The sequence below is a fragment of the Pseudoalteromonas sp. SR44-2 genome, assembly GCF_014163745.1.
GTDB lineage: Bacteria > Pseudomonadota > Gammaproteobacteria > Enterobacterales > Alteromonadaceae > Pseudoalteromonas > Pseudoalteromonas distincta.
This window is the reverse complement of sequence record NZ_JACJDW010000012.1, coordinates 11,572-25,054: the sequence shown is the minus strand read 5'-3', so window position 1 is coordinate 25,054 and position 13,483 is coordinate 11,572. Positions and strand designations below refer to the sequence as shown.

General features: G+C 40.3%; 11 protein-coding genes and 1 pseudogene. All 12 read right to left on the bottom strand.

Annotation, left to right across the window (positions count from 1 at the left end; genetic code table 11):
* Positions 1 to 17: 17 nt before the first annotated feature.
* Positions 18 to 443, bottom strand: coding sequence for a flagellar protein FlaG (locus tag H5115_RS09240; RefSeq protein ID WP_170071832.1), 426 nt, complete (start codon positions 441 to 443; stop codon positions 18 to 20).
* A gap of 156 nt (positions 444 to 599) precedes the next feature.
* Positions 600 to 1,163, bottom strand: coding sequence for a flagellin (locus tag H5115_RS20360; protein WP_404936123.1), 564 nt, complete (start codon positions 1,161 to 1,163; stop codon positions 600 to 602).
* A 6-nt stretch (positions 1,164 to 1,169) separates the two neighbouring features.
* Positions 1,170 to 2,072 (bottom strand): annotated as a pseudogene (locus H5115_RS20355) (flagellin hook IN motif-containing protein); the annotation flags it as partial.
* A gap of 301 nt (positions 2,073 to 2,373) precedes the next feature.
* Positions 2,374 to 3,846, bottom strand: coding sequence for a flagellin (locus tag H5115_RS09230; protein ID WP_182754906.1), 1,473 nt, complete (start codon positions 3,844 to 3,846; stop codon positions 2,374 to 2,376).
* 288 nt (positions 3,847 to 4,134) lie between these two features.
* On the bottom strand, positions 4,135 to 5,388 hold the full coding sequence (gene flgL / locus H5115_RS09225) for a flagellar hook-associated protein FlgL (protein ID WP_182754904.1): 1,254 nt from the start codon (positions 5,386 to 5,388) through the stop codon (positions 4,135 to 4,137).
* A 2-nt stretch (positions 5,389 to 5,390) separates the two neighbouring features.
* On the bottom strand, positions 5,391 to 7,391 hold the full coding sequence (flgK, locus tag H5115_RS09220; RefSeq protein WP_182754902.1) for a flagellar hook-associated protein FlgK: 2,001 nt from the start codon (positions 7,389 to 7,391) through the stop codon (positions 5,391 to 5,393).
* Between the two features lies 1 nt (position 7,392).
* On the bottom strand, positions 7,393 to 8,409 hold the full coding sequence (gene flgJ, locus H5115_RS09215; protein WP_182712644.1) for a flagellar assembly peptidoglycan hydrolase FlgJ: 1,017 nt from the start codon (positions 8,407 to 8,409) through the stop codon (positions 7,393 to 7,395).
* Positions 8,410 to 8,575: 166 nt separating this feature from the next.
* Positions 8,576 to 9,670: a flagellar basal body P-ring protein FlgI gene (locus H5115_RS09210; protein ID WP_182732721.1), complete on the bottom strand. Its 1,095-nt coding sequence runs from the start codon at positions 9,668 to 9,670 to the stop codon at positions 8,576 to 8,578.
* Between the two features lie 11 nt (positions 9,671 to 9,681).
* Positions 9,682 to 10,365 carry a flagellar basal body L-ring protein FlgH gene (gene flgH, locus H5115_RS09205; protein WP_010553251.1) on the bottom strand — a complete coding sequence of 228 codons (684 nt, stop codon included), beginning with the start codon at positions 10,363 to 10,365 and terminating at the stop codon, positions 9,682 to 9,684.
* Positions 10,366 to 10,381: 16 nt separating this feature from the next.
* Positions 10,382 to 11,170, bottom strand: a complete 789-nt coding sequence (flgG, locus tag H5115_RS09200) for a flagellar basal-body rod protein FlgG (RefSeq protein ID WP_002959420.1) — start codon at positions 11,168 to 11,170, stop codon at positions 10,382 to 10,384.
* Positions 11,171 to 11,191: 21 nt separating this feature from the next.
* Entirely contained in the window at positions 11,192 to 11,935 is a 744-nt protein-coding gene (locus tag H5115_RS09195; protein ID WP_007581863.1) for a flagellar basal body rod protein FlgF, read from the bottom strand.
* Positions 11,936 to 12,092: 157 nt separating this feature from the next.
* Positions 12,093 to 13,460, bottom strand: coding sequence for a flagellar hook protein FlgE (gene flgE / locus H5115_RS09190; protein WP_182754900.1), 1,368 nt, complete (start codon positions 13,458 to 13,460; stop codon positions 12,093 to 12,095).
* Positions 13,461 to 13,483 lie beyond the last annotated feature (23 nt).

Here is a 13,483-nt window from a genome sequence, read left to right as displayed (position 1 = left end):
GTAATTCAAACTACCTACTAAACCGTTTGATCAATTAAAATACCAGCAGATTCAGACAGTTTAGAAACTAAACTTAACACTTCCTCAGAAGGATATTGCTTAATAACTTCGCCACTGTTTTTATCGAGCACTTTGATTACATCACGTCCTGAATCTTCATCAACTTTAAATTGTAAGCTGCGATTCATTTCACCCATAAAATCCTGCAATTGTTGCGCCATTTGTTCTAGCTGTTCGCGCTCTAAGGGCTGATCTTTTTCATCTTGATTGTTATTTTTGTATTGGTTTTGCTGTAGATTTTGTTGATTGAGCACTTCCGTTTGCTTTACATCATCAACTGCTCGCTCAGTCAAAGAACGAGCAGCTTGCCCCGCTTGCTTATCATCACCAGCAACGGGGGTCGGTAATGTTGTAATTTCTGCGTTTGAAGTAATTGTATTCATAACAGATTCCTATTTTTCACTTAATTAAACCAACAATAGCTTAGTTTATATTCTTAAACCACAAAAGGAGGTAGCTAAAGCCACCTCCTTTTTTAAAATACTAATACTGACTTTATGTATTAGTTAGCTAACCATTAAGCTATTACTTTTAACTTATTAACCTAATAAGCTAAGTGCCGTTTGTGGTAACTGATTCGCTTGCGATAAGATAGATGTACCTGCTTGTTGCAAGATTTGGTTTTTCGTCATTTCAGCAGTTTCAGTTGCAAAGTCGGTGTCTTGAATACGGCTTCGTGATGCAGATACATTCTCAGAGATGTTCGCAAGGTTGCTAATAGTATGTCCGAAGCGGTTTTGAACAGCACCTAAGTCAGCTCTTTGAGAATCTATTTGAGCTAAAGCCCCGTCAATTACCGATAGTGCTTTTTGTGAATCTTCAGCAGTAGTTAAATCAAGAGTAGATACCTTATCTAAGGTTGATGTACCTAGAGCACCAATAGTAGCAGCGCCACCTCCTGCTGGAGTTAATGAAAATGCGTCTTCTGAAGTTAGCTTTACTGTTCCAGTAATACGAGCAGTATCTGTAGCAGCACCACCAGTTAAAGTTATAGCTGTTGCTGCAACACCTTCTGAATCTACAGATTCCAAACTTACTGTTTTAGTTGTACCTGTATTGTTAAAAGATACAAGTTCAATATCATCGCCATCAGCGTCAACCATAGATAATTTTCCATTTTCATCTATGCTAGCAGAGACACCTGTCTGTGTTGATTTATCATTCACAGCTTGCGCAAGAGCAGACAAATCAGACGCGTCTGTAATAGAAGCTGATATATCAATATCATTCAGTTTAAAAGACACTGTGCCTGTGTCGCCCAAAGCACTCATTTTAACTTCGGTTCTAGCTTCTGCTGTTACTCCTGTTGTGCCTGAAGATGCATTAATTGATGTCGCGGCTGCCTTGGCAGATGAGTTAATTGCAATATTTGAAGCAGTGTTATTGTCAATCTGAATCGTACCAGCTGCAACATTGCTATCGACAAGGGTGCCGGCAGCGGTGCTTATAATGGCGGAACCAAAACCAACGTTAGCAGCTGTACCTTTTAACAAGCTTTTATTAATTCCTATATCAGCCGCTGCTGTACTCTTTAATGATACATCTATAGTTTCATTAGCATTAGAACCTACTTGAAATGATTTACTACCGAACGAGCCATCTAACAATTGCTGTCCACCAAAAGAAGTTGTATCTGAAATACGTGTTAACTCAGATTGTAATGCTGACACTTCTTTTTGAAGAGCTGCTCTGTCTTTATCAGAGTTAGAGCCATTTGCTGACTGCAAAGCAAGTTCACGCATACGTTGAAGTATGTTTGTAGACTCGCTCATCGCGCCTTCAGCTGTTTGCGCCATTGATATACCATCGTTAGCGTTACGTTGTGCTACTGCTAAACCATTTACTTGTGACGTTAAACGGTTTGAAATTTGTAGTCCGGCCGCATCATCTTTTGCGCTGTTGATACGCATACCCGATGATAAACGCTCCATTGATGTTGCAAGGTCGGAACCTGATTGAGACAAGTTACGTTGTGCATTTAGTGAAGATACATTTGTATTTACTGAAATCATAATAAAACTCCTGATTACTTTCGTAATGTTGCTATTTAATTTAACCAAGAGCTGTTGCAAATATATGGCTCAGCTCCGTACTGATTAAGTTAACGGCAGGAAGAAAGTTATCTTTAGAAGTATTTTAGAAATAAATTAGTTTATTTACCTAAAAACACACAAACCATTGTTTTAAAGAAAGTTACAAATTAAATTTTTGACACATAAAGTTATATTTCAAGTGCTTTTGCTATATCAATTAACAAAAATGCACTTCAAATTGAAGTGCATTTATATAAGAAATTACTAATAAACTGAGTATTTAGCCACCTAGCAGGCTAATTGCAGCCTGAGGTATTTGATTTGCTTGCGAGAGTATAGACGTGCCCGCTTGCTGTAGAATTTGATTTTTTGTCATATGCGCTGTCTCTGTTGCAAAATCTGTATCTTGAATACGGCTACGTGATGCCGAAACATTTTCGGCTACATTTGCTAAATTACTAATAGTATGACCAAACCGGTTTTGAACCGCACCTAAATCAGCTCGTTGTGAGTCTATTTGAGCTAAGGCCCCATCTATTACTGATATGGCTTTTTGAGAGTCTTCAGCAGTTGTTAGATCAAGTGTTGATACTTTATCTAATGAAGATGTACTCGCTGCCGCAGCAATTGATGTGCTAGAAGCTGTTAATGAAAACGCATTTTCAGAAGTAAGCTTTACCGTTCCCGTAATTCGAGCTGTATCATTTACAGCACCACCGGTTACAGTTATTGCCGTTGCCAGTCCACCATCTGCATCAACAGCTTCCAATGAAACTGTTTTAGTTGTACCTGTATTATTAAAAGATACAAGTTCAATATCATCACCATCAGCATCAACCATAGATAATTTATTATTCTCATCTATGCTGGCTGTTACACCAGTTTGAGTTGATTTATCATTTATTGCTTGAGCTAGAGCAGATAAATCTGTTTTATCTGTTATGGAAGCTGATATATCAATATCATTTAACTTGAAAGAAACCGTACCTGGGTCACCTAAGGTACTCATTTTTACTTCAGATCTGGCTTCAGCTATAACACCGGTAGTTCCCGATGATGCATTAATTGAGGTAGCCGCAGCTTTAGCTGTAGAGTTTGCAGCAATAGCTGAAGTAGCATTATTATCGACCTGCACTGTACCAAGAGCGACTGTGCTATCAACAAGAGTTCCTGATACCGTAGATACTATCGAAGCACCAAAACCCACGTTGGCCGTGGTACCCTCGAGTATAGCTTTATTAACACCAATATCTGCTGCTGCAGTACTCCTTAAAGACACATTAATAATTTCATTAGCATTTGCACCTACCTGGAAGGACTTAGTACCAAATGAACCATCTAATAACTGCTGACCGCCAAATGATGTAGTATCCGAAATACGAGTTAACTCTGACTGTAAAGCTGAGACTTCTTTTTGAAGTGCGGCACGATCTTTATCTGAATTAGATCCGTTAGCAGATTGAAGTGCTAACTCACGCATACGCTGTAAAATATTAGTTGATTCTTGCATTGCCCCTTCTGCGGTCTGTGCCATTGAAATACCATCATTAGCATTTCGTTGAGCAACGGCTAGGCCATTTATTTGCGATGTTAATCTGTTTGAAATTTGTAGACCTGCGGCATCATCTTTTGCGCTATTGATACGCATACCTGATGATAAACGTTCCATTGAAGTAGCTAAGCCTTCGCCAGATTTAGTTAAGTTACGTTGTGCGTTTAGTGACGACACATTAGTATTTACTGTTAATGCCATTTTACCATCTCCTAGGTTTAAACAGAGTGTGGTTCAACACGATTTAACAGGAACCACTGTTCGATAATTTCTTACAATAATAAAAGCATTTACTGTGCCAACTTTAATTTATTTTTAAGTCATTGTTTTTTATATACGAAAATAGGTTTTGCTGAATTGTAAATAATTAGTGAAGCTATTTAGACGGGGGTGACATTTTTTTGCCGCGGTTTTGTAGCCAATTTTTGCCGCAAAGTATTGCCGCTTTAAAGTAGGTAAAGCGGCAAGGTATTTCTACTTATAATCTGCTTATAAGTAATCGAATAACGAGAGGTTAGTTAAGCGGCCAAAAGTAGCTTGCGATGCTTGCAGTGCCGTTTCTTGTTTAGTAAGTTCGCTAATAGCTTCTGCCATATCAACTTCAACTAAGTTAGAGCGATTATTTTTATTTTGAATATCGAGTGCTAAGTTTGAATCACTTACTCTTTCAAGTGCGTTCATACGCCCACCTAAACTTGCTTGGGTAAACACAACTTGCTCACTCGCGTTTTGTAATTGAACTAAGCCATCAGCTAGTACTTGCTGAAAGTCATCACCTTCAAGTGTGCCATCGTTAAGGCCGGTAATAAGTGCTTGTAGTGTATTGAGTACGTTTTCTTTGCCTGGCTTTTCAAGGCTAAAATCGAGTTGACCTGGTGCTGTGCCTTCAAATTCAATCGTCATACCTGCAAAATCGATAGGCTCATCAGTAACTTCACCTGTTACTGCTGGGGTTAATGCTGCGCCGTCTCGGTATATTTCGTAGGTTTGTGGGTCTGTTGTTGTAGCACCAGGGCTTACTAATACACTATATGTATTTGCAGTTGCTGGAGCTGTTGGGTCTGCGTTGTAATTTGCTTGATGAAACTTATCAAACTCAGCTTGGCCGTCAACATATACACTTGCCGCTGTAATAGAGCCTGAAACACTTGCCGTGTTGGATTCTACATTTAATCTGGCATCTGTTTTTTCAAACGTATCAAAGCCGTTATCACTTGCCTTGATTGATACACCTTCAGCTATAGTTATTTGGTGCTGGCCTTGGTCGCCATTATAGGTGTACTCACCCGCTGCAGAATCAAACTGATATGGCTGCGTGCTGTCTTGATATCCTGAAAATATAAATTTACCGTCTTCTGATCGGGTGTTCATTAAGTTAGCTAACGTTTGTTGAATTCCACTAAGTTCTGATGCAAACGTCTTTAAATCGTCTTTAGTATAAACACCATTACCTGCCTGAATAGTGAGCTCTTGTGCTTGTTGAATATTACTATTTATGCTTTGTAATACGCTTTCTTCTGTTTCTAGGCGGCCATTTAGCTGATCGATATTTTTAGTGTATTGCTCATTAGTTTGTATTTTATTTGAATACAGCATAGCTTGCGAAATAGCAGCTGGCGCTTCTGAGGTGGTTAGATACTTTTCACCTGTTGTTACTCGCTCTTGAGCATTTGCAACACCTTGTTGGTTGTCGAGTATTTTATTTATGTTGTTTTGGTACATTAAATTATTTGATAAACGCATAATTACCTCGCCGCATTTAATAAGGTGTCAAAAATTTCTTGAGCTGCTGCTAAAACTTGTGCTGATGCTGAGTACGATTGTTGAAAACGCAGTAAATTTGCGGCCTCTTCATCAAGGTTTACACCCGATAACGACTCGTACCATGCCTCAGATTGCTGTGCTAGAGCGTCAAATGCAGCCCCACTTGTGATTGCTTGGCCAGTTACAACACCTATATCACTCACTAATCCTGAATAAGCTTGGTTGAACGTTTTATGGTTGTCGGCCGTTGCTGTTGTTTCTACATTTAAACGGACTAACTCACCATTTTGTAAATCAGCTAATTTTAAACCATTACGGTTATCGTCAAAGCCGCCTTCATTAAACTCAAGTGTAAAGGTATCGCCTGTTGCTGGTGTACCTTCTATATCAAAATCGAATCCGTAAGTATCGAATGGGGCACCCGCTTGCGATAACATTCCTTTTGCAGGAGGCGTAATAGTAAAAGTATTCGTTCCGCTATTATCAGTAATTTGATATTCGTTAGCATTACCTGTTTTAACAAGCGTTATTTCACCGTTTGTTAAGCTTGGTGTTGAAGTAAAACCCCCAGAGGTAACACTTGTTACTTCTCCCGCTGAAATAGTAGCGGTACCTATATTATTTAAATCGTTAGCAGTACGGATTGGCGATGCTAGTGCTAAATCTTCTGCGCGCCCTGTTGCAAGTGTAATACTTGAAGCAGCATCTGAATTAAGCTTTATTTGAAATTGATCCCCCTCAACACCAGCCCCAGATACATTTACTTGAAGACCAAATGATTCTCCGGTAGTAGTCGATGAATCAATAACACCTGTCGATATATCAGCAAGTGAAGGCTGACCTAACGGGTCGCCTTTGTTATCTATAGGCTGAATACTTACTTCGTTGGGATTAGCTGTATAAGTAATAATAAAGTCACTGGCAGGAAGTTCACTGCCCTTACCTGGCTCTACCGTTGCAGTCATACCGGCAGTACCGGTGTTAGCTTGATATGCATAAGCGCCAACGGTAGGTATATTAAAAATATTACCACCTAGCTGACCTGTTGCATCCATACCCAATTTGTTTTGCTCGTTAAATGCATCAGCTATCGCTAAGCCCATTTGACCAATTTGGTTTTGCGCAGGGACTAATATGTCATCTCTAAAAGCAAGTAAGCCGCCAATTTTGCCTTTAAGCTTACTTACATCAACTTCAAGCGGCACAGCTTTGCCACCATTAACATCAAGCGTGAATTCTTTAAAATTAGGATCAGGATCGCCCGTCATCGAAAATAAGTTAAATGCGCCATTTTGCATAACCACCGCTTCGCCTGTGCCCATAAAAACGAGTTTTTCGCCATTTGGACCATCAAGCGTTTCAATGTCTATTAGCTCTGATAAGTCGCGTATTGCTTTATCGCGTTCGTTATAGGTAGAGCTCGCATCTGCGGCGTTATTAGTGCCATTAACGGCTGCAATATTTTGATTTAGCGTGCTAATACTTTGAATGAGTGAGTTTGCTTCATCTGAAAATATTTCGAGCTGCTCGTTTACTATACTTTTTTGATCAAGCACGATGCCCGAAAGCCTATCCATTTGATCAATTAAGCTTTGCGCATCTGTCATTACTAATGAGCGAGCAACAGTAGACGACGGCTGATTTAGCGCTTCTTGCACATTATTAAATAAAGAGTTAATACCAGTCGAAAGGTTGTTCGACTCTTCAGAAAAAATAGTATCAACTCGATTAGCCTCAGTAATAAACTGATCGAAAAACGATTTATTAGAGGTGTCACGATTTAGCTGTGACTGAGCAAACTCGTTTAGTAATCGGTATGTTTCGCCTCGCCCTACTTGGTTGTCAACCATAGTAGTAAACTCTGTACGCTCACGCACATAGCCTTCGGTATTTACATTGGCGATATTTTTACTTGTCGTTTGCAGTAGCTCCGAGCTTGATCTAACCCCAGAACTGGCAATGTTTAATAAATTAAACGACATGTTACTCTACTCCTTGGCGGATCACGTTTGCCGCAATGTCTTTTAGCTGACTGCTATTGAGCACTTTTTTTATTTTGCTGGCGTAATTTGGATCGGTTGCATAACCTGCTTTTTGTAATGAATCTAAAAAGTCGTTTGGTTTAGCTGTATTTTGTAATGCTTCTTTGTAGCGTGGGTTTTGCGTTAAAAAATCAACGAAGTCGTTCACGCTGTCTTTAATTGAGTCGTAGGCTCTAAAGCTGGCTTGTTTTTTAACGGGTGTACCTTGCTCAAACTCAAGCGTTATTTTGCTTGCTTTATCGCCTTCCCAGCTTTTATCTGACTTAATATTAAATAAGTTATTTGAGCTGCCACCGTCACTTTTGTTAATAATGTGCTTACCCCAACCGGTTTCAAGTGCCGCTTGTGCAACCATTACCGCAGGATTTAAACCAATTTTTTGCGCTGCAGTTTTAGCGTGTTCCCACACTGAACTTACAAACTCTTCTGCATTTTTAAATGTTGGGCTATCGGTTTTAGACTCTGCAGTATCGACTTTAGGCTCAGCAATATCGGCTTTAGTACTCTTAACGATAAGATCGGGTTGCTTATTTTTTTGCTCATGAGGAAGAGCAGAACCGACTTGCGTATCGCTAAAAATATCGTTAGTTGTTCTAAGCACCGAGCCTGGCATAAAGTTTTTAGACTCAGGCGATAACTGCTGAACTATTAAATCGGCAAGGCCTAACGAGCCATTTGATGAAAGCTCTGTTGAAAGTTGCTGATCGTGCATTTCTTCAAAAAACTTTACGCCACTTGAATTAAATGGGCTGTCTTTGTCTTCAAACGCTTCGTTAGCTTTGCGCATTCCTTTGAGCAACATTTGCGTAAAAATAGCTTCAAATTGTGCGGCCGCTTTTTTGAGCGCAGCTTTAGAGGCATCAGTTGATGCATCGCCACTCGTTAAGGCTTCTTTACGAAGTGAATCTAAGTTGCCTAAATCAAAAAAGTTTTGTTTATCGAGATGATTAGTTTCCATCGGCTTTTTGACACAAAATGAATAATGCAGTTAAAAATGCAAAAATTGAGCCACTACCGATAAAACAAGGAAGATAAAAATAATAAACTTAAGTTGCTGTAAATAAAAAGCCCTAATTTCAAAAATATAGGGCTTAAGTAATACGTTATTTAATGGCCTGGGTTATTTATATAACAACTAACTGTCCGTTAATTGCGCCAGCTTCTTTTAGTGCTTCTAAAATAGCCATTAAGTCACCAGGCGCTGCGCCTACTTCGTTAATTGCGCGAACTAAATCGTCAAGGCTTACACCTGGATTAAATACAAAGGCGCGCGAGTCGTCTTGGTTTACATCAATAATACTTTGCTGCGTGACAACTGTATCACCGTTTGCTAGCGGATTTGGTTGTGACACGTTTTGTTGTTCTGCAATTGTTACTGTTAAGCCACCATGAGTTATAGCCGCAGGCTGAAGCTTAACGTTTTTGCCAATGACAATTGTACCGGTGCGCGAGTTAACTATAATTTTAGCGGCCATGTCAGCTGGTTTAAATTCTAAGTTTTCAAGTGTCGATAAATACGATACACGCTGGGATGCATCGCGTGGTGCTATAACACGAATAGAAACAGAATCTATTGCTTGTGCGCTATTTGGGCCAACTAAGTCATTAATTGTTTTTTCTAGGCGTTTTGCCGTTGTAAAGTCTGGGCGGTTTAAATTAAAAGTAATGTAATCGCCTTGCATAAATGGGCTTTCCACTGTGCGTTCAACTGTAGCGCCATTTGGTATACGGCCAACTGTAGGGGTGTTAATTACAACTCTACTGCCATCAAGGCCTTGTGCGCCTAAGCCACCGACAATTAAACTACCTTGGGCAATTGCATACACGTTACCATCTACACCTTTTAAAAAAGTTTGTAGTAAAGTACCGCCACGTAAGCTGCCTGCACTACCAATAGAAGAAACCGTAATATCTATTGTTTGCCCGGGCTTTCTAAATGCAGGTAATTCTGCATGTACAGCAACAGCGGCAACATTTTTAATTTTAGGACTTTGAGTTGAAGGTAGCGTAATACCAAAGCTGTTCAACATGCCTCTAAAACTTTGTTGTGTGTATGAGTTTTGCTCGCCGGTGCCCGGTAAACCAACCACTAAGCCATAACCGACTAATTGGTTAGAGCGTACGCCTTCAACCATAGACACATCTTTTATGCGCTCAGCACTGGCAGTAAACTGCCAACCTAATAACACAACTAAACATAAAGCTTTAAGGCTATTCATGTTGTTACCCTCTAAAATGGAAACAGCGAACTGCTAAAGAAACGTGTAAGCCAACCAGGACTTTGCGCCTCTTGCGTTTGCCCTTTACCTGAGTATTGAATACGTGCATTAGCGATACGATTTGATTCAACCGTATTATCGGCGCTTACGTCTTGAGGGCGTACTAGCCCTTCTAAACGAATAAACTCTTCGCCAGTATTAAGCGTTAGCCATTTTTCGCCGCGTATAACTAAATTACCATTAGGTAAAACGCGCATAACATTAACCGAAATATCGCCCACCAAGCTGTTTGACTGGTTTGATTTTGAATCACCCGTAAACGACGAATCACTGCCAATACCAAACTGAATACTATCGCCACCTATATTTACAGGTAGACCACCTAATCCAATAACGGGATCTAAGCTTGCGTCGGTTTCTTTGTCTGTTTCTGTTTTAGCGGCCTTTGTTGCTTGAGTAGACTCTTGCAATTTAACCGTAATTATATCGCCAGTACGTAGCGCTTTTTTATCAGAATATAAGTCGTTTGATGTATGAGTATTAAACAATGAACCTGTTGCTACCAGCGGCTCTAAAATAGGCTCGGGGTACATAGGTGCGTAGTAAGGGTCGTCCTGCACTACTTCACTATTTTGCGTAGACATACAGCCACTTAAAAATAACGTGCCCGCTGTAAATAAAATAATATTACGCATAATTCCCCCTACTCTATTAAAGCTGTTGATTGATATAACTCATCATTTCGTCAACGGCCGAAATTACTTTTGAGTTCATTTCGTAAATACGCTGAGTTTCGATTAGGTTTACGAGCTCTTCAGTTACATTTACGTTTGATGTTTCGAGTGAGCCTTGAATAATGCTACCTAACCCTTCAACACCAGGATTACCTTGTACCGGCGCACCACTTACAGCGGTTTCGGTATAAAGGTTTTGACCAATTGGCTCAAGGCCCGATGGATTAATAAAGTCACTAATAGTCAGCTGACCAATGACCACGTTATCGGCTTGGCCTGCAACACGTACAGATACTTCGCCGTCTTGCGAAACCGTAATTGATTGCGCGTCATCTGGTACATTCATTTCTGGCTGGATCACATAACCTGCGCCCGATGTCACAATTCGTCCATCGCCATCAGTAGTAAACTGACCATTGCGCGAGTAAGCAATATTGCCATCTGGTTGCAGTACTTCAAAAAAACCTTCGCCAGAAATCATCCAATCTAGTGAGTTTTCGGTGGTCAACATGTTGCCTTGCGTAAACTCTTTTTGGTTAGCTACAACTTTAGCACCCGCACCTAACATTAAGCCCGACGGCATTTCGGTATCTTGCGATGAACGACCACCCGGTTGATTAATATTTTGATAAAGTAAATCTTCAAATATAGCGCGGCTTTTTTTGTAACCTACGGTACTCGCATTCGCTAAATTATTTGAGATAACCGATATATCGGTTTGTTGAGCGTCTAGCCCCGTTTTACTGATCCACAATGCTGGATTCATAATCGTGTCCTCACTTTAAAGTTAAACTATGCGTAATAACTGATCTTGACGCTCGTCAATTTCTTCAGCTGTTTTCATTAATTTCACTTGTAATTCAAATTGGCGCTGGTGGCTTATCATGTCGACCATTTCGTGAACCGGATTCACATTCGACATTTCAAGCGAACCACTTAAAACTTTTACATTGGCAGAGGTATCTACTGTTACATTTGCTTTTGGTCTAAATAAACCATCGTTACCTTTTTCGAGCTGTGAGCTATTTGCTTCTACCACTCTAAGCGTGTCGATTTCTTCTAAAAAGTTAGCGGGAGCGCCTTGTGGTCGAACTTGAATAGCGCCATCTTGGCTAAACCCTATTTTTTCGACTGGGACGGGTAAAATAACAGGTCCCCCTTCGCCAATAACTTGACGACCATGGCTGGTTACGAGCATGCCTTGAGCAGTAACGTTTAACGTACCCACTTTTGTGTAAGCTTCATTACCGGAGGCATCTTGCACAGCAAGCCATGCGTTATCGCTCATTGCGATATCTAAGTCTCGCCCGGTTTGAACAATGCCACCCGATACCATGTTTGAACCCGGACGCTCTTGCATTGAAAATACACGTGTAGGCAAACCTTCGCCAAACGCTTGCATAGAACGCGCCTGGGCAAAGTCAGCTTTAAATCCTGTTGTATTTGCATTCGCCAAATTATTGGCTTTAAGCGCAAGCCCTTGTAGGCTTTGCTTAGCGCCAGAGGCCGCAATGTAGACCATTTTGTCCATAGTATCGACTCACATAAAAAATCTCTGAACTTATAAATGCAAAATAGGTGCCAGATTAAATTTGACGCAACATTGAGAGGTATTTAGAAGGGCTTACAAAGAGGACTTATAAAAAAGGCTGCAAAAATGCAGCCTAATATATTTAATGGGGTTTAGCTTATCGAATCTGCAAAATACTTTGCTGAATAGTTGAGTTAACTTCAAGCGCACGTGAGTTTGCTTGGTAATTACGCTGTGCAGTAATTAAGTCTACAAGCTCGTTTGTAAGGTTAGTATTTGATTGCTCAAGCGCTGATGAGTTAATTCCACCAAACGTACCCGAACCGGCTTCACCCGCTACAGGTTCACCTGAATCAATACTTTGCTTCCAGCTTGTATCACCCACTTGTGATAATCCTTGTGAATTTGGGAAACGTACCATAGCCACTTGGCCTAGGAATGTTGAGTCACCATTACTGTAAGAAGCGACAATTTTACCGTCTGTTCCTATATCAATTCCGGCTAAACGGCCTACTGTTGAGCCATCTTGATCGAGTGCTTTTACTTCAAAACCACTTGAATACTGAGTTGGAATACGTCCAGCTGTGTTATTTTCATCGCGCCAGTTAAGCTCAATACCAGTACCAGGGAAAGTTGCACCATTGTCTAGTAATGTTGATAAACCAGTACCAGAACCCGCTGGTAGTAGTATTTCATCAAAAGTAGTTGTATTTGTATTTGCTGCACCACCTGTTGTTGATGGTAAACCACTTGAGTTAAAACCAAGGGTGGTAAGTGGTGTATAGGGCGCGGTTTGTTCTCCGCCAGTTGTGGCATCAACTACTTTGCCATCGAGTGTTGCGTATACTTCCCAACTGTTATCTGTACCACCTGCTGCGGCATCATCTTCTTTAGCAAAAAAGTACTGTAAAATATGTGGTTCACCTAGTGAATCATATACCGTTGTTGACGTAGATGAGTTATAAGTACCACTAGATGTTGGGTCAAAAGCAATACCCGGAGCATCTGCTGTTGCATCTAAGTTAAACGACAAAAATACATTTTCTGTTGCGCGAGGTGAACCAGACGAATCAGGGATTTGAATTGGGTTTGTTGTGCTCAAACTTACCGACGTTGTATCACCTGTAGAAGAATCAACAGGGAATGCTTGTAAAAAGTTACCTTTTGCGTCAACCATAAAGTTATCTTGGTTAAGCTTAAATGCACCTGCACGTGTATATGTTAAATCTTGCGAAGATAAATCGTCTGTCATCGCAAAATAACCTTCACCAGTGATTGCTAAATCAAGTGAGTTATTTGTAAATTGTAGTGAGCCTTGATGAAACTGCTGCGCAACCATGGTTGTTTGCACACCGTCACCATTTTTAGTCTTACCAGAGCTAAATACTGACGATGCGTAAACATCGGCAAACTCAGCGCGTGACTCTTTAAAACCTGTAGTATTAACGTTTGCAATGTTATTTGCAGTTACGTCTAAATCTTTTTGTGCGGCAGCTAAGCCAGTTAATGCAATATTGAAGCTCATAATTCACCTCTAACCTGTTAATA

What these genes read in the sequence shown, in the direction of transcription:
- H5115_RS09240 (WP_170071832.1), bottom strand. Translation starts at nt 443, where the DNA reads ATGAATACAATTACTTCAAACGCAGAAATTACAACATTACCGACCCCC.
- flgH (WP_010553251.1), bottom strand. Translation starts at nt 10,365, where the DNA reads ATGCGTAATATTATTTTATTTACAGCGGGCACGTTATTTTTAAGTGGC.
- H5115_RS20360 (WP_404936123.1), bottom strand. Translation starts at nt 1,163, where the DNA reads ATGGTTGACGCTGATGGCGATGATATTGAACTTGTATCTTTTAACAAT.
- flgL (WP_182754904.1), bottom strand. Translation starts at nt 5,388, where the DNA reads ATGCGTTTATCAAATAATTTAATGTACCAAAACAACATAAATAAAATA.
- flgG (WP_002959420.1), bottom strand. Translation starts at nt 11,170, where the DNA reads ATGAATCCAGCATTGTGGATCAGTAAAACGGGGCTAGACGCTCAACAA.
- flgK (WP_182754902.1), bottom strand. Translation starts at nt 7,391, where the DNA reads ATGTCGTTTAATTTATTAAACATTGCCAGTTCTGGGGTTAGATCAAGC.
- H5115_RS09195 (WP_007581863.1), bottom strand. Translation starts at nt 11,935, where the DNA reads ATGGACAAAATGGTCTACATTGCGGCCTCTGGCGCTAAGCAAAGCCTA.
- flgJ (WP_182712644.1), bottom strand. Translation starts at nt 8,409, where the DNA reads ATGGAAACTAATCATCTCGATAAACAAAACTTTTTTGATTTAGGCAAC.
- flgE (WP_182754900.1), bottom strand. Translation starts at nt 13,460, where the DNA reads ATGAGCTTCAATATTGCATTAACTGGCTTAGCTGCCGCACAAAAAGAT.
- H5115_RS09210 (WP_182732721.1), bottom strand. Translation starts at nt 9,670, where the DNA reads ATGAATAGCCTTAAAGCTTTATGTTTAGTTGTGTTATTAGGTTGGCAG.
- H5115_RS09230 (WP_182754906.1), bottom strand. Translation starts at nt 3,846, where the DNA reads ATGGCATTAACAGTAAATACTAATGTGTCGTCACTAAACGCACAACGT.